Annotated in this window: 23 protein-coding genes; 19 read left to right on the top strand and 4 right to left on the bottom strand. The window is 60.5% G+C overall.

Features of this window, described 5'->3' with window-relative positions; genetic code table 11:
* Positions 1 to 9: 9 nt before the first annotated feature.
* The 15 genes from tsaE (at position 10) to GKN89_RS14135 (ending at position 17109) form a co-directional block, all read left to right on the top strand.
* Positions 10 to 480, top strand: coding sequence for a tRNA (adenosine(37)-N6)-threonylcarbamoyltransferase complex ATPase subunit type 1 TsaE (tsaE, locus tag GKN89_RS14205; RefSeq protein ID WP_025159581.1), 471 nt, complete (start codon positions 10 to 12; stop codon positions 478 to 480).
* Between the two features lie 7 nt (positions 481 to 487).
* Positions 488 to 2284 (top strand): N-acetylmuramoyl-L-alanine amidase AmiB, encoded by a 1797-nt coding sequence (gene amiB / locus GKN89_RS14200; RefSeq protein WP_063918011.1) that lies wholly within the window; start codon positions 488 to 490, stop codon positions 2282 to 2284.
* Between the two features lie 22 nt (positions 2285 to 2306).
* Complete coding sequence (gene mutL, locus GKN89_RS14195; protein WP_154747211.1) at positions 2307 to 4190, top strand: DNA mismatch repair endonuclease MutL; 1884 nt, start codon at positions 2307 to 2309, stop codon at positions 4188 to 4190.
* A complete protein-coding gene (gene miaA / locus GKN89_RS14190) occupies positions 4183 to 5124 on the top strand; it encodes a tRNA (adenosine(37)-N6)-dimethylallyltransferase MiaA (RefSeq protein ID WP_154747210.1) in 942 nt (313 codons plus the stop codon). The genes mutL and miaA overlap by 8 nt, the downstream gene beginning before the upstream one ends.
* 113 nt (positions 5125 to 5237) lie before the next feature.
* Entirely contained in the window at positions 5238 to 5546 is a 309-nt protein-coding gene (gene hfq, locus GKN89_RS14185; protein WP_019453381.1) for an RNA chaperone Hfq, read from the top strand.
* A gap of 98 nt (positions 5547 to 5644) precedes the next feature.
* Positions 5645 to 6925, top strand: coding sequence for a ribosome rescue GTPase HflX (gene hflX / locus GKN89_RS14180; RefSeq protein ID WP_004933675.1), 1281 nt, complete (start codon positions 5645 to 5647; stop codon positions 6923 to 6925).
* Positions 6926 to 6993: 68 nt separating this feature from the next.
* The gene (gene hflK, locus GKN89_RS14175; RefSeq protein ID WP_019453380.1) at positions 6994 to 8244 is read left to right on the top strand and encodes an FtsH protease activity modulator HflK; all 1251 of its coding nucleotides are present in this window, start codon (positions 6994 to 6996) and stop codon (positions 8242 to 8244) included.
* A 3-nt stretch (positions 8245 to 8247) separates the two neighbouring features.
* Positions 8248 to 9252 (top strand): protease modulator HflC, encoded by a 1005-nt coding sequence (gene hflC / locus GKN89_RS14170; RefSeq protein WP_004933669.1) that lies wholly within the window; start codon positions 8248 to 8250, stop codon positions 9250 to 9252.
* A 63-nt stretch (positions 9253 to 9315) separates the two neighbouring features.
* Positions 9316 to 9516 (top strand): DUF2065 domain-containing protein, encoded by a 201-nt coding sequence (locus GKN89_RS14165; protein WP_004933666.1) that lies wholly within the window; start codon positions 9316 to 9318, stop codon positions 9514 to 9516.
* A 98-nt stretch (positions 9517 to 9614) separates the two neighbouring features.
* Positions 9615 to 10913, top strand: coding sequence for an adenylosuccinate synthase (locus GKN89_RS14160; protein WP_025159583.1), 1299 nt, complete (start codon positions 9615 to 9617; stop codon positions 10911 to 10913).
* Positions 10914 to 11146: 233 nt separating this feature from the next.
* On the top strand, positions 11147 to 11572 hold the full coding sequence (gene nsrR, locus GKN89_RS14155) for a nitric oxide-sensing transcriptional repressor NsrR (protein WP_015376391.1): 426 nt from the start codon (positions 11147 to 11149) through the stop codon (positions 11570 to 11572).
* Positions 11573 to 11631: 59 nt separating this feature from the next.
* A complete protein-coding gene (gene rnr, locus GKN89_RS14150; RefSeq protein WP_154747209.1) occupies positions 11632 to 14106 on the top strand; it encodes a ribonuclease R in 2475 nt (824 codons plus the stop codon).
* A 61-nt stretch (positions 14107 to 14167) separates the two neighbouring features.
* Positions 14168 to 14899, top strand: coding sequence for a 23S rRNA (guanosine(2251)-2'-O)-methyltransferase RlmB (gene rlmB, locus GKN89_RS14145; RefSeq protein ID WP_004933653.1), 732 nt, complete (start codon positions 14168 to 14170; stop codon positions 14897 to 14899).
* Between the two features lie 116 nt (positions 14900 to 15015).
* On the top strand, positions 15016 to 16644 hold the full coding sequence (locus GKN89_RS14140; protein WP_063918015.1) for an isovaleryl-CoA dehydrogenase: 1629 nt from the start codon (positions 15016 to 15018) through the stop codon (positions 16642 to 16644).
* 66 nt (positions 16645 to 16710) lie between these two features.
* Positions 16711 to 17109, top strand: a complete 399-nt coding sequence (locus tag GKN89_RS14135; RefSeq protein WP_015376394.1) for a DUF350 domain-containing protein — start codon at positions 16711 to 16713, stop codon at positions 17107 to 17109.
* Here the strand turns inward: GKN89_RS14135 and GKN89_RS14130 are convergent.
* Together GKN89_RS14130 and bsmA are read right to left on the bottom strand one after the other, a co-directional pair.
* On the bottom strand, positions 17106 to 17381 hold the full coding sequence (locus tag GKN89_RS14130; RefSeq protein WP_025159584.1) for a DUF1471 domain-containing protein: 276 nt from the start codon (positions 17379 to 17381) through the stop codon (positions 17106 to 17108). The genes GKN89_RS14135 and GKN89_RS14130 overlap by 4 nt on opposite strands.
* Positions 17382 to 17504: 123 nt before the next feature.
* Positions 17505 to 17813, bottom strand: a complete 309-nt coding sequence (bsmA, locus tag GKN89_RS14125; RefSeq protein WP_025159585.1) for a biofilm peroxide resistance protein BsmA — start codon at positions 17811 to 17813, stop codon at positions 17505 to 17507.
* A 126-nt stretch (positions 17814 to 17939) separates the two neighbouring features.
* On the opposite strand from bsmA, the gene yjfP reads away from it, so the two are divergent.
* Positions 17940 to 18692: an esterase gene (gene yjfP, locus GKN89_RS14120; RefSeq protein WP_019453372.1), complete on the top strand. Its 753-nt coding sequence runs from the start codon at positions 17940 to 17942 to the stop codon at positions 18690 to 18692.
* A 122-nt stretch (positions 18693 to 18814) separates the two neighbouring features.
* Positions 18815 to 19189, top strand: coding sequence for a hypothetical protein (locus tag GKN89_RS14115; protein ID WP_100219130.1), 375 nt, complete (start codon positions 18815 to 18817; stop codon positions 19187 to 19189).
* A 103-nt stretch (positions 19190 to 19292) separates the two neighbouring features.
* Here the strand turns inward: GKN89_RS14115 and GKN89_RS14110 are convergent, their stop codons facing one another.
* Both GKN89_RS14110 and GKN89_RS14105 read right to left on the bottom strand, forming a co-directional pair.
* Positions 19293 to 19559, bottom strand: a complete 267-nt coding sequence (locus tag GKN89_RS14110; RefSeq protein ID WP_019453370.1) for a DUF1471 domain-containing protein — start codon at positions 19557 to 19559, stop codon at positions 19293 to 19295.
* Positions 19556 to 19777 carry a hypothetical protein gene (locus GKN89_RS14105; protein WP_154747208.1) on the bottom strand — a complete coding sequence of 74 codons (222 nt, stop codon included), beginning with the start codon at positions 19775 to 19777 and terminating at the stop codon, positions 19556 to 19558. The genes GKN89_RS14110 and GKN89_RS14105 overlap by 4 nt, the downstream gene beginning before the upstream one ends.
* A gap of 236 nt (positions 19778 to 20013) precedes the next feature.
* Here GKN89_RS14105 and rpsF point away from each other — a divergent pair, with 236 nt between their 5' ends.
* Entirely contained in the window at positions 20014 to 20412 is a 399-nt protein-coding gene (rpsF, locus tag GKN89_RS14100; protein WP_004933634.1) for a 30S ribosomal protein S6, read from the top strand.
* A gap of 8 nt (positions 20413 to 20420) precedes the next feature.
* Positions 20421 to 20738, top strand: a complete 318-nt coding sequence (gene priB, locus GKN89_RS14095; protein WP_049233092.1) for a primosomal replication protein N — start codon at positions 20421 to 20423, stop codon at positions 20736 to 20738.
* The last annotated feature ends 2 nt before the right edge of the window (positions 20739 to 20740 follow it).

Raw genomic sequence — 20740 nt, 5'->3', positions numbered from 1 at the left:
CTTTATCGAATGAAAGAACTCGTTTTACCTCTGCCGGACGAGGCAGCGACTGTCGCTTTGGGCACCACTTTGGCCAAGGCTTGCGATCGCGCCAGCGTCATCTATCTGTACGGCGACCTGGGCGCCGGTAAAACCACCTTCAGCCGTGGCTTCCTGCAGGCGTTGGGGCATCGGGGCAACGTCAAAAGCCCGACCTACACGCTGGTGGAGCCTTATGCCCTGCAGCCGCTGGCGGTGTATCACTTCGATCTGTATCGCCTGGCCGATCCGGAAGAGCTTGAGTTTATGGGCATTCGCGATTACTTCGCGCAAGACGCCATCTGCCTGGTCGAATGGCCGCAGCAGGGCACCGGCGTGCTGCCGGAGCCGGATCTGGCGTTACATCTGCGCTATCAGGGCGAAGGACGAGAGGCGCAGATCGAGGCGATTTCCGCTTACGGCGGCCAATTGTTAGACCGTATCCATGGATCACAGGGATGATGCTGCAATGACGCATGCGTTGAAAAAATTTGCGATCGTCATGTTGATCGCCGTGCTGGGGCCGCTCGGCGCGCTGAACGCGCTGGCGGCGTCTTCGCTGTCCGATATCAAAGTCTCTAACGCCCAGCGCGAAGCGACGGTGTCGGTGAGTTTCAATGGCCCGCCGGACTACGCGTTTTTCCCGCTGCACGGCCCGGATCGCGTGGTGTTGGACGTCAACCAGAAAGGCAAGGTCGGCGGCCTGCCGCTCAATTTCAGCGGCCAAAACCTGGTGAAAAGCATTCGCTCCAGCGCGCCGAAAGACGCCCAGAGCGTGCGCCTGGTGTTTGATCTGACCCAGCGCGCCAAAACCCGAGTTTCCACCCGTCAGAACGGCAGCGTGCACACCGTGGTCTTCACCATTACGGCCGAAGGCGGCGCCAATGCCGTGGCGCGTAAAGCGCCGGTGCAAACGCCTGCGCCGGTGGCGGTCAGCCAACCGCCGCGTCAGGCGCCGGTCGCGGTGCGTGAAGCGCCGGAGCCGCCGCTGCGCAAAGCGCCGCCGGGTTCAAACCCCTTTACCAATAAACAGAGCGTGGTCGCAGGCACCGCCACCGAGGTGACGCCGCGCAGCAGCCGCGTTTCCGCCGGTTCCGGCGATCGGGTGGTGGTGGCGATCGACGCCGGCCACGGCGGTCAGGATCCGGGTGCCATCGGCCCGACCGGCCTGAAAGAGAAGAATGTCACCATCGCCATCGCGCGCCGTCTGCAGGCGATGCTGGACGCCGATCCGCAGTTCAAGCCGGTGCTGACGCGTAACGGCGACTATTTCATTTCGGTGATGGGGCGTTCCGACGTCGCGCGTAAGCAGGGCGCCAACGTGCTGGTTTCCATCCACGCCGACGCCGCGCCGAACCGCAGCGCCAGCGGCGCTTCCGTTTGGGTGCTGTCCAACCGCCGCGCCAACAGCGAAATGGCCGGCTGGCTCGAACAGCATGAGAAGCAGTCCGAGCTGCTAGGCGGCGCCGGCGATCTGCTGGCCAACAGCCAGGCCGACCCTTATCTGAGCCAGGCGGTGCTGGACCTGCAGTTCGGCCACTCGCAGCGCGTGGGGTACGATGTGGCGGTGAAAGTGCTGCAGCAGCTGCAGAGCGTCGGATCGCTGCATAAACGCCGGCCGGAACACGCCAGCCTGGGCGTGCTGCGTTCGCCGGATATCCCATCGCTGCTGGTGGAAACCGGATTTATCAGTAATAGCACGGAGGAGCGGCTGCTGGGCAGCAGCGCGTATCAGGAGAAGATTGCCAAGGCCATCCATAACGGTCTGCGCAGCTACTTCCTGGCGCATCCGCTGCAAGCCGACCCAAAGGTGGAAAACCGACCGCTGGACGTCGCAGCGGCGGTTAACACCTCAACACCAGACGTGCGCCAGCCGGAGCCTATCGTCAGCTCGGCCGGCGCGAGCCGCAGCCAAAGCGGCAAAACCCAGATCCACGTGGTGAAGCGGGCGGAGACGCTGTCCGGCATCGCCGACAGCTACGGTACGACCATGGCGGCGCTGCGGGATCTGAACAAACTGAAGAAAGACGGCGTATGGGTCGGGCAACGCCTGAAGGTGCCGGCGGGGAAAAACGCCGCCATCACTACCGTCGCCAAGGCGAAAACGCCGGCGAAGAAGCCGTCCAAACATAAAGTGGCCCGTGGGGATACGCTCTCCTCCATCGCTTCTCGTTACGGCGTCAGCGTCGGCGATCTGAAACGGGTCAATAATCTGAAGTCGGACGTCGCGCCGCTGGATCGGACGCTGACCATTCCGCAGGCCTAGCGCCATCGCTACAGGAGTCAGCATGCCTATCCAGGTGTTACCGCCACAGCTCGCCAACCAGATCGCCGCCGGAGAGGTGGTTGAACGCCCCGCGTCGGTGGTCAAGGAGCTGGTGGAAAACAGCCTGGACGCCGGCGCGACGCGTATCGACATCGATATTGAACGCGGCGGCGCCAAGCTGATCCGCATTCGCGACAATGGCTGCGGCATCGGCAAGGACGACCTGGCGCTGGCGCTGGCGCGGCATGCCACCAGTAAAATCAGCACGCTCGACGACCTGGAGGCGATCGTCAGCCTCGGTTTTCGCGGCGAAGCGCTGGCCAGTATCAGCTCGGTTTCCCGTTTAACCCTGACGTCGCGCACCGCCGAGCAGAGCGAAGCGTGGCAAGCCTACGCCGAAGGGCGTGAGCAGGCGGTGACGGTCAAACCCGCCGCGCATCCGGTCGGCAGCACGCTGGAAGTGCTGGATCTGTTTTACAACACCCCGGCGCGTCGCAAGTTCATGCGCACCGAGAAAACCGAATTCGGCCATATCGATGAAGTGGTGCGGCGCATCGCGCTGGCGCGTTTCGATGTGGCGATCAACCTCAGCCATAACGGCAAATTGATCCGCCAATACCGGGCGGCGAAGGAAGAAAGCCAACACGAGCGCCGTTTGGGCAGCATCTGCGGCCCGGCGTTTTTGCAGCATGCGCTGAACATCGACTGGCAGCACGGCGATCTGAGCATCCGCGGCTGGGTGGCGGATCCGGCCGGCGCGCGTCAGCTGGGTGAAATGCAGTATTGCTACGTCAACCGCCGCATGATGCGCGATCGGCTGATCAATCACGCCATTCGTCAGGCCTATCAGGATCAGTTGAAAGACGATCAGCAGCCCGCTTACGTGCTGTACCTGGAGGTCGATCCGCACCAGGTGGATGTCAACGTTCACCCTGCCAAGCACGAGGTGCGTTTCCATCAGGCGCGGCTGGTGCACGATTTTATTTATCAGGCGGTGACCACCGTGCTGCAGCAGGCCGGCCAAACGCCGCTGCTGCCGCTGACGGAAACGCCTGACGAAGAACCAGCGCCGGTCTGGCAGCAGGAAAACCGCGTCGCCGCCGGCGGCAACCATTTTTCTCAGCCTGCGCCGCGCCGCGAAACGCCGCCGCAGGCCGGCGTCGCCCGCGAGCGCGCACCGCAGCCGGGTTGGCAAACGGCGGGCGGTTACCAGAAACGCGAAGGCGAGCTGTACGGCAAACTGATCCAGCCCGCCGCAGAGCCGCCGGCCGACGCCGAGTCGGAAACCCCGAGCAAGCCACCGCTGTTCCCGCCGGTGAAAGCCGCAGCGGAAGTACCGCTGGCGGGCGGGCAGCACAGTTTTGGCCGGGTGCTGATGATTTATCCGCCATGCTATGCGTTGATTGAGCAGCGCCAACTGCCGGCACTGCTCAATCTGACGGTGGCCGAACGCTGGCTGCGTCAGGCGCAGCTCAACCCGTCGGCGGAGGGGCTGCGGCCGCAACCGCTGCTGATCCCGATCAAGCTGACGCTGAGTAAAAACGAAGCGGCGGCCATTGCGCGGCATCAGACGCTGTTGGCGGCGATGGGGCTGGATCTGCAGACAGATCATGGCCGTGTGACGTTGCGCGCAGTGCCTTTACCATTACGCCAACAAAATTTACAAAAACTGATACCCGAACTGTTAGGCTATCTGGCCGAACATCAGGAGATGTCGCCCGCGGTGCTGGCTACCTGGCTCGCTCGTCGCCTTGGCAGCGAACATGAACAGTGGAACACCTCGCAAGCGATACAATTGCTGACCGACGTTGAACGACTTTGCCCGCAGCTGGTCAAATCGCCACCGAGCGGACTTTTACAACCCGTTGATTTACAGGCCGCACTGGCGGCCCTCAAGCATGACTGAAACTGAAATGACACCACGTCCCCCGGCTATTTTCATCATGGGGCCGACCGCCTCGGGCAAGACCGCGCTGGCGATCGCGCTGCGCGAACGCCTGCCGGTGGAGCTGATCAGCGTCGATTCCGCGCTGATTTATCGCGGCATGGATATCGGCACCGCTAAGCCGAGCGCCGAAGAATTGGCGCAGGCGCCGCACCGGCTGATCGATATCCGCGATCCCGCCGAAGCTTATTCGGCGGCGGAGTTCCGCGCCGACGCGCTGAAAGAGATGGCCGACATCACCGCCGCCGGGCGCATTCCGCTGCTGGTGGGCGGTACCATGTTGTATTTCAAGGCGTTGCTGGAAGGATTGTCGCCGCTGCCGTCCGCCGATCCCGCAGTGCGCGAGCGCATCGAACGGCAAGCGGCGGAGCTGGGTTGGGAGGCGTTGCACCGGCAGTTGCAGGCGATCGATCCGGTCGCGGCATTGAGAATTCATCCGAATGATCCGCAGAGACTGTCCAGAGCACTGGAAGTTTTTTTTATTTCGGGTAAAACTTTAACGGAACTGACTCAAATTTCGGGTGAATCGTTACCGTATCAAGTTCACCAATTTGCGATAGCGCCGACCAGCCGTGAGTTGATCCATCAACGCATCGAGCTGCGGTACCATCAAATGTTGGCGGCGGGTTTTGAGACGGAAGCGCGTGCACTTTTCGCACGGGGTGATTTGCATACGGACTTGCCCTCCATTCGCTGTGTCGGTTACCGCCAGATGTGGTCATACTTGTCTGGTGAAATTAGTTACGATGAGATGGTTTATCGTGGTATTTGCGCAACACGTCAGTTGGCTAAACGCCAGATGACCTGGTTACGGGGTTGGGAGTCGGTCCATTGGTTGGACAGTGAAAAGCCGGGAGAGGCTTTGGACTCGGTGACACAGGTTGTTAGTGCATAGGTTGGGTGATTGTGTACAATTGCTGAGTATTCAGCGCGCAAATTTTTACGTCGTTTATTTTAGAGCCGACAGGTTCTTAGTTACAAACAACAAGCAAATAAGGAAAAGATAGAATGGCTAAGGGGCAATCTTTGCAAGATCCGTTCCTGAACGCATTGCGTCGTGAACGTGTTCCGGTTTCTATTTATTTGGTGAATGGTATTAAGCTGCAAGGCCAGATTGAGTCTTTTGACCAGTTTGTCATCCTGTTGAAGAACACGGTTAGCCAGATGGTGTACAAGCACGCTATCTCTACCGTTGTCCCGTCACGTCCGGTTTCGCATCACAGCAACAACCCGAGCGGCGGTTCAAGCAACTATCACCATGGCAACAATCCGTCTGCGCAGCAACAGTCGCAGCAGGAAAGCGATGACGCTGAATAAAGCGCGTTGCAAGTCAACCATGACGGGGAGCATAAGCAGCCGCGCGCTGTTTATGTCCCCCAAACTCACGGTGAGTGTCCGTTTGAGAGGTTGCACGCTTGTTTGACCGTTATGAAGCCGGTGAGCAGGCCGTACTGGTTCATATCTATTTCTCGCAAGACAAAGATACGGAAGACCTCAACGAGTTCGAATCGTTGGTTTCCTCAGCCGGTGTCGAAGCTTTGCAAGTGGTGACTGGTAGCCGCAAAGCCCCGCATCCGAAGTACTTTGTCGGCGAAGGAAAGGCCGAAGAAATTGCAGATGCGGTGAAAGCCAGCGGCGCGTCTGTTGTCCTGTTTGATCATTCCCTTTCCCCGGCGCAGGAAAGAAACCTTGAGCGCCTGTGCGAATGCCGGGTGATCGACCGCACCGGGTTGATTTTAGACATCTTTGCCCAGCGTGCCCGCACCCATGAAGGTAAGCTGCAGGTGGAGCTGGCGCAGTTGCGTCACATCGCCACGCGTCTGGTGCGCGGCTGGACGCACCTGGAGCGGCAAAAAGGGGGGATAGGCTTGCGCGGGCCGGGGGAAACCCAGCTTGAGACCGACCGTCGCCTGTTGCGCGATCGCATCAGCTTGATTCTGCGCCGCCTGGAGCGGGTAGAGAAGCAGCGTGAACAAGGCCGACGCGCGCGGACCCGCGCCGATGTGCCGACCGTATCGCTGGTGGGCTACACCAACGCCGGCAAATCCACCCTGTTTAACCGAATAACGTCTGCCGAGGTGTATGCGGCGGACCAGCTATTTGCCACCCTGGATCCTACGTTGCGGCGCATTGATGTGCCGGACGTGGGAGATACCGTGTTGGCGGATACCGTAGGCTTTATCCGGCACCTGCCGCACGATCTGGTGGCCGCCTTCAAGGCGACGCTGCAGGAGACGCGCCAGGCATCGCTGCTGCTGCACGTCATCGACGCGGCGGATCCGCGCGTCGATGAGAACATCGAAGCGGTGAACACCGTGCTGGCGGAGATCGACTCGGATGAAATCCCTACACTGTTAGTGATGAACAAAATAGATATGCTGGACGATTTTGTGCCGCGTATCGACCGCAACGACGAAAACCTGCCGATCCGGGTGTGGCTGTCCGCCGCCAGCGGAGAGGGTATTCCGTTGCTGTATCAGGCGTTGACGGAGCGCTTATCGGGGGAGATCGCGCATTACGAATTGCGCTTACCGCCACGGGCAGGCCGTCTTCGCAGCCGTTTTTACCAGCTTCAGGCGATTGAAAAAGAGTGGAACGAGGAGGACGGCAGCATTGGCGTGGTGGTGCGAATGCCGATCGTCGAATGGCGTCGTCTCTGCAAGCAAGAACAGGACCTGATTGACTTTATCGTATGATCATATCCTGTTACATTTATGCTTCGCGAAAGCCTGAAGTACCCAATCACAGAATATGGAGCTAAAACATGGCGTGGAATCAGCCCGGTAATAACGGACAGGACCGCGACCCGTGGGGGAGCAGCAATAACAATGGCGGCAACTCTGGCGGTAACAACAAAGGCGGTCGTGATCAAGGGCCACCTGATTTGGACGATATCTTCCGCAAACTGAGCAAGAAATTGAGCGGTTTCGGCGGGGGCAAAGGCTCCAACAGCAATAGCGGCGGCACCGGCACCTCTGGTCCGGGCTTCAGCGGCCGCATTATCGGTATCGCGGCGGTCGCCGTGGTGGTGATCTGGGCCGCCAGCGGCTTCTACACCATCAAGGAAGCCGAGCGCGGCGTCGTGACGCGTTTCGGCAAGTTCAGCCACCTGGTGCAGCCGGGCCTGAACTGGAAACCGACCTTCATCGACGACGTGCGTCCGGTAAACGTGGAATCCGTGCGCGAGCTGGCGGCGTCCGGCGTGATGCTGACCTCCGATGAAAACGTGGTGCGCGTGGAAATGAACGTGCAGTACCGCGTGACCAACCCGGAAGCGTACCTGTTCAGCGTCGTCAATGCCGACGACAGCCTGAGCCAGGCGACCGACAGCGCCCTGCGCGGCGTGATCGGTAAATACTCGATGGACCGCATCCTGACCGAAGGCCGTACCGTGGTGCGTAACGATACGCAGCGCATGCTGGAAGAGACCATTCGTCCTTACAACATGGGCATCACGCTGCTGGACGTCAACTTCCAGGCGGCGCGTCCGCCGGAAGAGGTGAAGGCGTCGTTCGACGATGCGATCGCCGCGCGTGAGAACGAGCAGCAATACATCCGTGAAGCGGAAGCTTACGCCAACGAAGTTCAGCCGCGTGCGAACGGCCAGGCGCAGCGTCTGCTGGAAGACTCCAAGGCTTATAAAGACCGCACCATCCTGGAAGCTCAGGGTGAGGTGGCGCGCTTTGCCAAACTGTTGCCGGAATACAAGTCCGCTCCGCAGATCACCCGTGAGCGTCTGTATATCGAAACCATGGAAAAAGTGCTGGGCCATACCCGTAAGGTGTTGGTGAGCGACAAAGGCAACAACCTGATGGTGCTGCCGTTGGATCAGATGCTGCGCGGCCAAGGCGCGGCACCGGAGAGCGGCAACAAGGATACCAGCCTGATTCGCCTCAATCCGAATCCTGCGCCGGCTGCCAACAGCAGCGCTCCGCGCACCAGCGGCGGTTCGATTATGGATCAGCGCCGGGCGAATGCGCAGCGTGACGACACCACTCGCGTAGGGAGAGAGTAATCAATGCGTAAGTCTTTTGTAGTTATTGTCCTCGCGGTGCTGGTGGTGCTGTACGCTTCGCTGTTCGTGGTGCAGGAAGGCCAGCGCGGCATCGTGCTGCGCTTCGGCAAGGTTCTGCGCGACGGCGAAAACAAGCCGCTGGTGTATGCGCCGGGTCTGCACCTCAAGATCCCGTTCATTGAAACCGTGAAGAACCTGGATGCGCGTATCCAGACCATGGACAACCAGGCCGATCGCTTCGTGACCAGCGAGAAGAAAGACCTGATCGTCGACTCCTATCTGAAGTGGCGCATCAGCGATTTCAGCCGTTACTATCTGGCGACCGGCGGCGGCGACGTCTCCCAGGCTGAAGTGCTGCTGAAACGTAAGTTCAGCGACCGTCTGCGTTCCGAAATCGGCCGCCTGGATGTGAAAGACATCGTGACCGACTCGCGCGGCAAGCTGATGTCCGACGTGCGTGACGCGCTGAACACCGGCACCGTGGGCGACGGCGAGGAAGTGGCGACCACCGAAGCCGATGACGCTATCGCCTCTGCGGCGGCGCGCGTTGAGCGGGAAACCACCGGCAAACAGCCGCAGGTGAACCCGAACAGCATGGCGGCGCTGGGCATCGAAGTGATCGACGTGCGTATCAAGCAGATCAACCTGCCGGCCGAAGTGTCCGACGCCATCTACCAGCGTATGCGCGCCGAGCGTGAAGCGGTAGCCCGTCGTCTGCGCTCGCAAGGCCAGGAAGAAGCCGAGAAGCTGCGCGCCAGCGCGGACTACGAAGTGACCCGTACCCTGGCGGAAGCCGAGCGTCAGGCGCGTATCACCCGCGGTGAAGGCGATGCCGAAGCGGCCAAACTGTTCGCCAATGCGTTCAGCCAGGATCCGGACTTCTATGCCTTTATCCGCAGCCTGCGCGCCTATGAAGCCAGCTTCAAGGACAACCAGGATGTGCTGGTACTGAGCCCGGACAGCGATTTCTTCCGCTACATGAAGTCGCCTGATACCCTGCGCAAATAAGCGCGGCAGGCAATCTGAACGAGGGCCCGTTTACGCGGGCCCTTTCTCGTTTTTGGGGGATGCATGAACTCAACGATTTGGCTGGCGCTTGGGCTGGTTCTGGTACTGGAAGGATTGGGGCCGATGCTGTTTCCGCAGGCCTGGCGCAAAATGATTGTGGCGATGTCGCAGCTGCCGGACGCGACGCTGCGGCGATTTGGCGGTGGAATAGTGGTTGCGGGCTGCGTGATCTACTACATGTTGAGCGGCCGCACGGGTCTTTAAAGTCTAGCCCAAAATTTATGCAATCGTATGCTAAAAGTGCTGAAAATCGAAAATTACGGTGGTAGAATCCATTTTTAAGCAATCGGTGATTTTGAAAAATGGGTAAGAACGTCGTCGTACTGGGCACCCAATGGGGTGACGAAGGTAAAGGCAAGGTTGTAGACCTGCTGACTGAACGGGCTCAATATGTTGTGCGCTACCAAGGTGGCCATAACGCTGGCCACACTCTGGTAATCAACGGTGAAAAAACCGTCCTTCATTTAATTCCTTCAGGTATTCTGCGTGAAAACGTCACCAGCATCATCGGCAACGGTGTTGTTCTGGCGCCGGACGCGTTGATGAAAGAAATGGGTGAACTCGAAGCGCGTGGCATCCCGGTACGCGAACGTCTGTTACTGTCTGAAGCTTGCCCGTTGATCCTGCCTTACCACGTTGCGTTGGATAACGCGCGTGAGAAAGCGCGCGGCGCGAAAGCGATCGGCACCACCGGTCGCGGCATCGGCCCGGCTTACGAAGATAAAGTGGCTCGTCGCGGCCTGCGCGTCGGCGACCTGTTCAACAAAGAAACCTTCGCCGTTAAGCTGAAAGAGATCGTCGATTACCACAACTTCCAGCTGGTCAACTACTACAAAGTTGAAGCCGTCGATTATCAGGCGACGCTGGACTATGTGCTGTCTATCGCCGACATCCTGACCGCCATGGTGGTTGACGTTTCCGAACTGCTGGACGGCGCGCGCAAGCGTGGCGATCTGATCATGTTCGAAGGCGCTCAGGGCACCCTGCTGGATATCGACCACGGCACCTATCCGTACGTGACCTCTTCCAACACCACCGCAGGCGGCGTAGCTACCGGTTCCGGCATTGGCCCACGTTATGTGGACTACGTGCTGGGCATCGTGAAAGCTTACTCTACTCGCGTGGGTGCAGGTCCGTTCCCAACCGAACTGTTCGATGAAACCGGCGAGTACCTGTGCAAGCAGGGTAACGAGTTCGGCGCCACCACCGGCCGTCGTCGTCGTACCGGCTGGCTGGATGCCGTAGCGGTGCGTCGCGCGGTGCAGATCAACTCCCTGTCCGGCTTCTGCCTGACCAAACTGGACGTCCTGGACGGCCTGAAAGAAGTGAAGATCTGCGTGGGCTACCGCATGCCGGACGGCCGCGAAGTGGACACCACTCCGCTGGCGGCAGAAGGCTGGGAAGGCATTGAGCCTATCTACGAAACCATGCCGGGCTGGAGCGAAACCACTTTTGGCGTGAAAGAGCACAGCAAGCTGCCTCAGGCTGCGCTGAACTACATCAAGCGCATCGAAGAAGTGACCGGTGTACCGGTAGACATCATCTCTACCGGCCCGGATCGCAGCGAAACCATGATCCTGCGCGACCCGTTCGACGCATAATCAGGCTTTGCGGCACTAAACAAACCGGGCGCGTCCCGGTTTGTTTTTATCCTGACTCCCTCCGATTGCGGTTTCACGTCAAAAAATCCTTTCATAAACCCGCCTTAGGGCGCGGGATTCGCTAAATAATTAGCGACGAACTCTCCGGCTGGTTTATTATCCAATGAGTAATCTTTTGAATAGCGCCGAAAAGCGGCGTATCAGACGGGTAAAGTGATACCCAGAGGTAAGATGTGCAGTTAACAAGTTTTACTGATTATGGCCTGCGGGCGTTGATCTACATGGCTTCGTTGCCGCAGGACAAGATGACCAGCATCTCGGAAGTGACCGAGGTTTACGGCGTGTCTCGCAACCATATGGTGAAGATCATCAATCAGTTGAGCCGGGTGGGTTTTGTCACGGCGGTGCGCGGCAAGCATGGCGGCATCCGTTTGGGCAAACCGGCCGAGAGCATTCGCCTCGGCGACGTAGTGCGGGCGCTGGAGCCGCTTGCGCTGGTTAACTGCAGCAGCGAGTTTTGCCACATCACCCCTGCCTGCCGACTGAAGCAGGTGCTCCAGCAGGGCGTACAGAATTTCCTTGAAGAGCTGGATAAGCATACGTTGGCCGACATGGTCGAAGACAATCCGCCGCTCTACAAGCTATTGCTTGTCGAATAAAACGACGTTGAGAAGACAAGGCTCAACGTCATCCTGCTGATGACAACGGAGGAACCGCAATGTCACAAGATCCATTCCTGGAACGAGAAGCAGAAAAATACGAATCCCCCATCCCCAGCCGTGAATATATCCTGGCCCATTTGGCGAAACGAGAAACGCCGGCCAGCCGCGAAGAACTGGGCAACGAACTGGGCCTCAGCGGCGAAGAGCAGCTGGAAGCGCTGCGCCGCCGCCTGCGCGCCATGGAGCGCGATGGCCAGTTAGTGTTTACCCGCCGCCAGTGCTACGCGCTGCCGGAACGTTTGGATCTGCTGCGCGGCACGGTGATCGGCCACCGCGACGGCTACGGCTTCCTGCGCGTTGAGGGCAGCAAAGACGATCTGTACCTGTCCGCCGAACAGATGAAAATGGCGATCCACGGCGACGTGGTGCTGGCGCAGGCGCTGGGCGCAGACCGTAAAGGGCGTCGCGAGGCGCGCATCGTGCGCGTGCTGGTGCCGAAAACCAGTCAGATCGTCGGCCGTTTCTTCATGGACGCCGGTACCGGCTTCGTGGTGCCGGACGACAGCCGTCTGAGCTTTGATATTCTGATCCCGGCGGACAGCGTCAGCGGCGCGCGCATGGGCTTTATGGTGGTGGTGGAGCTGACTCAGCGTCCGACCCGCCGCACCAAGGCGGTCGGCAAGATCGTCGAGATCCTCGGCGACAAAATGGGCACCAGCATGGCGGTGGACATCGCGCTGCGCACTCATGAGATCCCGCATACCTGGCCGCCGCAGGTGGAAAAACAGGTGGCCGATCTCAGCGAGCAGGTGCCGGAAGCGGCCAAGAAGGGCCGCGTCGATCTGCGCAAGCTGCCGTTGGTCACCATCGACGGTGAAGACGCGCGCGACTTCGATGATGCTGTGTACTGCGAGAAGAAACGCGGCGGCGGCTGGCGCCTGTGGGTGGCGATCGCCGACGTCAGCTACTACGTGCGTCCGCGCACCGCGCTGGACGACGAAGCGCGCAGCCGCGGCAACTCGGTCTACTTCCCGTCGCAGGTGATCCCGATGCTGCCGGAAGTGCTGTCCAACGGGCTGTGCTCTCTGAACCCGCAGGTCGATCGCCTGTGCATGGTGTGCGAGATGACCATCTCCGCCCAGGGGCGCCTGTCGACGGCCAAATTCTACGAGGCGGTGATGAGCTCTCACGCCCGCCTGACCTATAACAAGGTGTGGCACATTCTGCAGGGCGACCAGGAGCTGCGCGAGCATTACCATCCGCTGGTCAAGCACCTGGAAGAGCTGCACGCCATGTACAAGGTGCTGGATAAGGCGCGCGCCGAGCGCGGCGGCATCGCGTTTGAAACCGAAGAAGCCAAATTCATCTTCAACGCCGAACGTCGCATCGAGCGCGTGGAACCGACGGTGCGCAACGACGCCCACAAGCTGATCGAAGAGTGCATGATCATGGCCAACGTGGCGGCCGCGCGCTTCGTCGAGAAACGCAACGAGCCGGCGTTGTACCGCGTGCACGATCGTCCAAGCGACGACCATATCTCCGCGCTGCGCAGCGTGCTGAGCGAGCTGGGGCTGACGCTGGGCGGCGGTAACAAGCCGCAGCCGAAAGACTATGCGGTGCTGATGGATGAAGTGTCCGAGCGCCCTGATCACGAAATGCTGCAAACCATGTTGCTGCGCTCGATGAAGCAGGCGATTTACGATCCGGAAAACCGCGGCCACTTCGGCCTGGCGTTGGCGTCTTACGGCCACTTCACCTCGCCGATCCGCCGTTATCCGGATCTGGCGCTGCACCGCGCCATCAAATATCAGCTGGCCAAAGAACACGGCGAGCCGAAAGAGCGCTGGACGCCGACCGGCGGCTGGCACAGCGAATTCGAAGAGATGCTGCAGCTGGGCGAACACTGCTCGATGACCGAGCGCCGCGCGGACGAAGCGACGCGCAACGTCGCCGACTGGCTGAAGTGCGACTTCATGCAGGATCACGTCGGTGAAGTGTTCAGCGGCATCATCTCCAGCGTGACCGGCTTCGGCTTCTTCGTGCGCCTGAACGATCTGTTCATCGACGGGCTGGTGCACGTATCAACGCTGGATAATGATTACTATCGCTACGATAATATCGGCCAGCGCCTGATCGGCGAGTCTTCCGGCACGGTCTATCGTCTGGGGGATACGGTGGAGATCCGCGTGGACGCGGTGCATATGGACGAGCGCAAGATTGACTTCGCGCTGGTGTCCAGCACCCGCAAAGCGCGCGGTGAAGGCAAAACCGAGCGCGATCGCGCCAAGAATGGCGGTCAGCGTACGCTGCGCGACAACGGTGGCGCAGGGCGCGGCAAGCGCCGCGGTGGCAAACCGCCGGCCAACTTCGAGCCGGACAGCGCCTTCCGCAAGCAGGATGACGCCAAGCCCGCCGACAAGGTGAAGAAGGCGAAGAAGAAGGCCAAGAAGGCGTCCGACAAAACGCGAAAAATCGCGGCGGCGACCAAAGCCAAACGCGCAGCCAAGAAGAAAGGTGCCGAGCAGGCCTAACCTGCCGCACATCGTTACCATCGGCCGGTTATCGCCGGCCGCACGAATTTAAAAGAGCATCATGAGCGAAATTATTTACGGCATCCACGCCGTCAAAGCCCTGTTAGAGCGCGATCCGCAACGCTTCCTGGAAGTGTTTATCCTGAAAGGCCGCGAAGATCGCCGCCTGCAACCGCTGATCGCCGAGCTGGAAGCGACCGGTATCGTTATTCAGGTGGCGAACCGCCAATGGCTGGATGACAAGGTTGAAGGCGCGGTGCACCAGGGGATCATCGCCCGGGTGCGCGAAGGGCGTCAGTATCAGGAAAACGATCTGCCGGGCCTGTTGGAGAGCGTGGAAACGCCATTCCTGCTGGTGCTGGACGGCGTGACCGACCCGCACAACCTCGGCGCCTGCCTGCGCAGTGCCGACGCCGCCGGCGTGCACGCGGTGATCGTGCCGCGTGACCGTTCCGCCCAGCTGAACGCCACCGCCAAGAAAGTGGCCTGTGGCGCGGCTGAAAACGTGCCGCTGATCCGCGTGACCAACCTGGCGCGCACGCTGCGTTTGTTGCAGGAAATGAACGTCTGGGTGGTGGGTACCGCCGGTGAAGCCGACCATACGCTGTATCAGAGCAAAATGACCGGCCCGATGGCGCTGGTGATGGGCGCGGAAGGCGAAGGCATGCGCCGCCTGACCCGTGAACACTGCGACGAGCTGATCAGCATCCCGATGGCCGGGACCGTCTCTTCGCTGAACGTGTCGGTCGCCACCGGCATCTGCCTGTTCGAAGCGGTGCGTCAGCGCGGCTGATTCTCCTGACGGGGGCGCAGTGCCCCCGTTAATTCCCCCTCTTGTGATCCCGCCTGCGGCAGAAATCTCTGTGCCGACCATACTTACCCCTGACGCTTTTTTCAGGGAGCACTCTCATGGTCTGGACTACGCACACCGTTTTTAACCAACCCAAGCCGCTCGGCAACAGCAACCTGTTTCTCTCCGATACGCCGCTGCGCGAAGCGTTGCAGCGCGAGCAGGGCGGTTGGGACGCCGAGGTATTGGCCTCGCTGGGCCAGCAGCTCGGCACTCAGGAGTCGCTGGAGCTGGGGCGGCTGGCCAACGCCAACCCGCCTGAGCTGCTGCGCTACGACGCCACCGGCCAGCGGCTGGACGACGTTCGCTTTCATCCCGCCTGGCATATCCTGATGCAGGGGCTGATCGCCAACCGGGTGCACAACCTGCCCTGGCAGGAGGATGCGCGCATCGGTTCCTTCGTGGCGCGCGCCGCGCGCTTTATGCTGCATGCTCAGGTCGAGGCCGGCACCCTGTGCCCGGTGACCATGACCTTCGGCGCCACGCCGCTGTTGCTGCAGACGTTACCGGCTGAGTTTCGCTCCTGGTTGACGCCGCTGCTGTCGGATCGTTATGACGCTCATCTGCTGCCGGGCGGGCAAAAACGCGGCCTGCTGATCGGCATGGGCATGACGGAGAAGCAGGGCGGCTCCGACGTATTGAGCAATACCACCACTGCCACGCCGTTAGGCGCGCGCGGGCCGGGCGAAGCCTACCGGCTGGTGGGGCACAAGTGGTTCTTCTCGGTGCCGCAGAGCGATGCGCACCTGGTGCTGGCGCAGGCCGAAGGCGGGTTGTCCTGTTTCTTCCTGCCGCGCATTTTGCCGGACGGCAGCCGCAACGCCATTCGCCTGGAGCGGCTGAAAGACAAGCTGGGCAACCGCTCCAACGCCAGCAGCGAAGTGGAGTTTCAGGACGCCACCGCCTGGCTGCTGGGCGATGAGGGCGACGGCGTGCGGCACATCCTGAAAATGGGCGGCCTGACCCGTTTCGACTGCTCACTGGGCAGCCACGGCCTGATGCGCCGCGGGCTGTCGGTGGCGCTGTATCATGCGCTGCAGCGGCAGGCATTCGGTAAGCTCCTGATCGAACAACCGCTGATGCGCCAGGTTCTGGCGCGCATGGCGCTGCGGCTGGAAGGGCATACCGCGTTGCTGTTCCGGCTGGCCCGCGCCTGGGAGAGCCGCAGCAATGAGGGCGAGCTGATCTACAGCCGCCTGCTGACGCCAGCGGCCAAATACAGCATCTGCCGGCAGGGCATGCCGTTCATCGCCGAGGCGATGGAGGTGCTGGGCGGTATCGGCTACTGCGAAGAGAGCGAGCTGCCGCGTCTGTACCGCGAGATGCCGGTCAACAGCATCTGGGAGGGTTCCGGCAACATCATGTGCCTGGACGTGCTGCGCAGCTTGCACAAGCTGCCGGGCGCGCTCGAGATGTTGCAGTTCGAGCTGCAGCCGGTGCGCGGTCAGAATCGGCTGTTCGATCATGCCTGGCGGCAGTGGCAGCAGCGCGCCCGGCAACCGAGCGAGGAGATGGGGCGGTTGCTGACCCAGCAGCTGTTCGATCTGTGCTGCGCCGCGCAGCTGCTGCAGCACGCCAGCCCGCAGATCGCCGATGCCTGGTGTCACCTGACGCTGGATCACCGCGGTGAGAGCCTGCTGTCGGCCGAGGTGTGCGAGCTGCTGTTGAACCGCGCCATCGGCGGCTAGGGAAAAGGGTGGCGCGCGGCGGCGAAAACCTTTTTAATTCAGCCTCACTCTGACAGGAAAATGCACATGGATATTCTCAGCGCGTTGGCGGCGTTCGCCTCTTACTTCTTCAGCGGTTTCGCCATGATTTTGGTGTTTCTGTTCGTCTATACCCGTATCACTCCGCACGACGAATGGGCGCTGATCAAGGCCGATAATCAATCCGCCGCCTTTGCTTTCATCGGTGCCTGCCTGGGGTATGTGATCCCGTTGGCCAGCGCGGCGATCAACTCGATCAGCCTGCTGGATTACCTGCTGTGGGGCGTGGTGGCGCTGGTGGTGCAACTGCTGCTGTTCGCGGCCGTGAAGATCTACATGCCGCGCATCAGCGACAAGATCGAAGCCAACCATCTGGCCGCCGGGATTTTCCTGGGGGGCGTCTCCGTCAGCGGCGGCGTGTTGAATGCGGCTTGCATGAGCTACTAAAGGTATAAGATCGCCGAGGCGCGCCAGCCAGGCGGGTGCGCCTGCTCTTCCATGCGCAGGATGCGGTAATAGCTGGCGCCGTGTTGGTCGGCGGTGCGGGCGATGGCCAGTTCCGCCTCCTGCGGTGAGCCGGGCAGATCGTTGAAGGTGATCTCGGCGATTTCACTGAGCGGCGTCACGCGATCGGCGGGCGCCAGCTCGGCGGACTGTGCGCCGGTGCTGAGCAACCCCATGGAAAGCAAGAGGGAGGTGAGTGCGGTGGAGCGTTTCATGGCGTTCCCCTTCGTCAGATCCTGATTCGACACCCGCAACATGCGGCATGCTGTCCCTCAGTGTGCAACACCCTGCTTCAGCCAGTGCAAAGCCAGTGTAAATCTGCTTAAAAAATCCTCACCTTAGCGATACAGGATCGCTTGGGAATACCATTGGCCCGGCACGACGGTCTCGCTGTTCATAATGATCACGTAATAACGAGCGCCGGCGGCGGTGGCCTTGCGCTGGATCTCCGCTTCCACGTCCATCGGGCTGCCGCGTACCACGGCGGTGACGGTGCCGGTTTTCACCAGCTCGGCGGTTTGCGCGCGAACGATCTCCTGCGCCTGTGCGGTGGGTGGCGGCGGCGGTTTCGGCGTGGTGGTCATGATGCCGCAGGCGGAAAGCTGTGTGGCCAGAGTCAGGCTAATGAGTGTACGGACAATCGTCATGGTGACCTCGGAAGCGCCGGTGCGATGGCTTCAGTGTAACGCAATATAAGCTGTAACAGATTGAGCTATCGCTGCTTCGTGCAAGTTTGTCATGATGAATGCCAACAGGTGATTGAGGATGAGCGGATGATCGAAATTCATGACGAGCGGGCGGGCGATATTGCGGTGATCCATGCGGTGCCGGCGGGGCAGTATCATCGGCCGCTGCCGACGGTGTTCTTCTGCCATGGCTATACCTCGTCGAAAGAGGTGTACGCCTACTTCGCCTATGCGCTGGCGCGTGCCGGTTTTCGAGCGGTGCTGCCGGATGCCGATCGGCACGGCGAGCGGTTCGACGGCGATGAGACGCGGCGCCTGGCATCGTTCTGGGAGATCTTGCGCAGCAATATCGACGAACTGCCGCAGGTCAAAGCGCATTTTGAGCGGCTCGGCCTGATTGCCGACGGACGCATCGGCGTCGCCGGCGCCTCAATGGGCGGCATGACCGCGCTCGGCGCCTTCGCGCGCTTCCCGTGGATCCGGGCGGCCGCCAGCCTGATGGGCTCCGGTTATTACCGTTCGCTGGCGCGAACGCTGTATCCGCCGTTGGGCGAACGGGGCGAGGCGCTCTCGCCGGCGGCGTATGCCGCGCGCACCGCCGTGCTGGCGGAGTATGAACTGGAGGGGCGTTTGGCGCAGATCGCCGGGCGGCCGCTGCTGCTGTGGCACGGCGAGACGGACGACGTGGTGCCGGCGGCGGACAGCCTGCGTTTGGCGGCCGAACTGCGGCGGCAAGGCGCGGACGGCCGTTTGACGTCGCTCGTCGAGCCGGGGGTGAAGCATCGCATCACGCCGTTGGCGCTGTCCGCCACCACCGATTTCTTCCGCCGCGAGTTGTAATGCGCATCCAGGCGCGATGCAGGGAATTACAGCGCTCTGCGCAGGTTGTTTCGGCCATCGTTTGGCCGCCCGAAGGGGAGAATGTCAGCGTGAATTCTTTCTGGGGCAGCAAGGAGCAGGGCATGATAAAGGGTATCAGCAAGACGGCCGACGCCGATCGCAGTTTGATGGGAACGATAAAAGCGCGCGCCGAGGTTAAATCAGCGGCCTTCAGCGAGCTGTTGGGCGCCGCCGACGGCAAAGCGCGGCAAAACAAGGCTAATCCGCTGTCGCGCATTACCGCGCATACGGTGCAAAACATGACGGCACTGTTCTCTTTCGCGCCGAAAGCAGCGGCCACTCACACTGCGGCGGCGGGGGCGCTCTCTTTCGAGCAGCGGGCGACCCTGGCGGAAAGTACCGAGCTGCTGCAAACGCGCACCCACTATTTGCGAATGGCGTTGCAGTTGCACAATCCGGGCAAGGCGCTCAGCGCGCCGGCGTTGCTCAAGCTCTGATTGGCATGGGAAGTAGTGGAGCGCCCAACGTGCGGCGCTCCTGAGTGGACTTAACGGGCTCTCTGGTGAAGCCCTGGGGATTTCCCTGGCGTGGCGTGTCTCTTTAGCGGTACAGCTCGGCGCTGACGTGCATTGTGCTGTTGTCGCCCGGTTCGTGCAGGGCGATGATGCGATAAGAGGTTGCGCCGCGTTGATCGGCGATTTTACTGACCTGGCTGCTGGCGTCATCCGGCGAAACCACGTTCTGGTTCAGGGTGACGAAGCCGACGCTCTGGCGTTGATCGGCCTGGTGCGAGGTGATCTCCGTCGCGGCCATTACGTTGGCGGAGAACAGGGCGGCCAGCGCCGTCGCGAGCATGATGCGTTTCATAGTGCCTCTCTTAACTTCTTGCCGTTACGGCCTGACAGCGAGTGTCGCTGCGGCAAAAAGTCATTTATCTGCATTGAATAACCTGGAATCTTTTTCGTCGCGCTGTCTGCGGCGGATATGATTAATTTTAGTCCGTTGCGGCGGATTAAAAAGCGGGGCGTTTTGATGACCTTTTTCAAAAAAAATGAAATAGATTTGTGACTCAGCGCTGATTTCATTGAAAGATTTTTGAAACCGATGGATCGGCGTACATAGGTTCACCCACGAGCAAATCGTGCTATTTCCCATAGCGCCTCGCATTAACGCGAATAAAACCCACGCAGTCCTTGAGTTTCCCGCCCTGCGTCAGTATGATTACGCGTCATTTTTCAGCCGCACACTAAACACGTTCCTTGCTTCCATGGGCCGCGGTTGACCCTGACAGGAGGCTGAATAATCCGTAAGGAGCAATTCGATGCGTCATTACGAAATCGTTTTTATGGTCCATCCTGACCAAAGCGAACAGGTTCCGGGCATGATCGAGCGTTACAGTGCTACCATCACTAACGCGCAAGGTCAGATTCACCGTCTGGAAGACTGGGGCCGCCGTCAGCTGGCTTATCCGATCAACAAACTGCACAAGGCTCACTACGTTCTGCTGAACGTTGAAGCGCCGCAGGAAGCGATCGATGAGCTGGAAACTAACTTCCGCTTCAACGACGCCGTTATCCGCAGCATGGTTATGCGCGTTAAGCACGCGGTAACTGAAGCATCTCCGATGGTTAAAGCGAAAGACGAACGTCGTGGCGATCGCCGCGAAGACTTCGCTAACGAAACCGCAGATGATGCAGATGCTGGGGATTCTGAAGAGTAATTGCCGCCGTGACGGCTAATCGTCTGGTTTTGTCGGGCACTGTGTGCAAGGCGCCGGTTCGAAAAGTGAGTCCTTCCGGGATACCACACTGCCAATTTGTGCTAGAGCACCGTTCGCAGCAGATGGAAGCCGGATTCAGCAGACAAGCATGGTGCCGAATGCCCGTGGTTGTCAGCGGACAACAGTCACAAGCACTAACTCAAAGATTAACGGTCGGCAGTCAGATTACCGTGCAAGGCTTTGTAAGCTGCCATCAAGGGCGCAACGGGCTGAGCAAATTGGTTCTGCATGCCGAGCAGATTGAATTGATAGATTCTGGAGACTAGCC

Source organism: Serratia sp. YC16 (assembly GCF_009707615.1).
GTDB lineage: Bacteria > Pseudomonadota > Gammaproteobacteria > Enterobacterales > Enterobacteriaceae > Serratia > Serratia surfactantfaciens.
The sequence above is the reverse complement of the archived record's forward strand: the minus strand, read 5'-3'. Positions and strand labels throughout refer to the sequence as shown.

What these genes read in the sequence shown, in the direction of transcription:
- rnr (WP_154747209.1), top strand. Translation starts at nt 11,632, where the DNA reads ATGTCACAAGATCCATTCCTGGAACGAGAAGCAGAAAAATACGAATCC.
- GKN89_RS14130 (WP_025159584.1), bottom strand. Translation starts at nt 17,381, where the DNA reads ATGAAACGCTCCACCGCACTCACCTCCCTCTTGCTTTCCATGGGGTTG.
- mutL (WP_154747211.1), top strand. Translation starts at nt 2,307, where the DNA reads ATGCCTATCCAGGTGTTACCGCCACAGCTCGCCAACCAGATCGCCGCC.
- GKN89_RS14135 (WP_015376394.1), top strand. Translation starts at nt 16,711, where the DNA reads ATGGATATTCTCAGCGCGTTGGCGGCGTTCGCCTCTTACTTCTTCAGC.
- rpsF (WP_004933634.1), top strand. Translation starts at nt 20,014, where the DNA reads ATGCGTCATTACGAAATCGTTTTTATGGTCCATCCTGACCAAAGCGAA.
- GKN89_RS14105 (WP_154747208.1), bottom strand. Translation starts at nt 19,777, where the DNA reads ATGAAATCAGCGCTGAGTCACAAATCTATTTCATTTTTTTTGAAAAAG.
- hflK (WP_019453380.1), top strand. Translation starts at nt 6,994, where the DNA reads ATGGCGTGGAATCAGCCCGGTAATAACGGACAGGACCGCGACCCGTGG.
- GKN89_RS14140 (WP_063918015.1), top strand. Translation starts at nt 15,016, where the DNA reads ATGGTCTGGACTACGCACACCGTTTTTAACCAACCCAAGCCGCTCGGC.
- GKN89_RS14160 (WP_025159583.1), top strand. Translation starts at nt 9,615, where the DNA reads ATGGGTAAGAACGTCGTCGTACTGGGCACCCAATGGGGTGACGAAGGT.
- amiB (WP_063918011.1), top strand. Translation starts at nt 488, where the DNA reads ATGACGCATGCGTTGAAAAAATTTGCGATCGTCATGTTGATCGCCGTG.
- rlmB (WP_004933653.1), top strand. Translation starts at nt 14,168, where the DNA reads ATGAGCGAAATTATTTACGGCATCCACGCCGTCAAAGCCCTGTTAGAG.
- GKN89_RS14115 (WP_100219130.1), top strand. Translation starts at nt 18,815, where the DNA reads ATGATAAAGGGTATCAGCAAGACGGCCGACGCCGATCGCAGTTTGATG.
- hfq (WP_019453381.1), top strand. Translation starts at nt 5,238, where the DNA reads ATGGCTAAGGGGCAATCTTTGCAAGATCCGTTCCTGAACGCATTGCGT.
- GKN89_RS14110 (WP_019453370.1), bottom strand. Translation starts at nt 19,559, where the DNA reads ATGAAACGCATCATGCTCGCGACGGCGCTGGCCGCCCTGTTCTCCGCC.
- yjfP (WP_019453372.1), top strand. Translation starts at nt 17,940, where the DNA reads ATGATCGAAATTCATGACGAGCGGGCGGGCGATATTGCGGTGATCCAT.
- hflC (WP_004933669.1), top strand. Translation starts at nt 8,248, where the DNA reads ATGCGTAAGTCTTTTGTAGTTATTGTCCTCGCGGTGCTGGTGGTGCTG.
- GKN89_RS14165 (WP_004933666.1), top strand. Translation starts at nt 9,316, where the DNA reads ATGAACTCAACGATTTGGCTGGCGCTTGGGCTGGTTCTGGTACTGGAA.
- tsaE (WP_025159581.1), top strand. Translation starts at nt 10, where the DNA reads ATGAAAGAACTCGTTTTACCTCTGCCGGACGAGGCAGCGACTGTCGCT.
- bsmA (WP_025159585.1), bottom strand. Translation starts at nt 17,813, where the DNA reads ATGACGATTGTCCGTACACTCATTAGCCTGACTCTGGCCACACAGCTT.
- miaA (WP_154747210.1), top strand. Translation starts at nt 4,183, where the DNA reads ATGACTGAAACTGAAATGACACCACGTCCCCCGGCTATTTTCATCATG.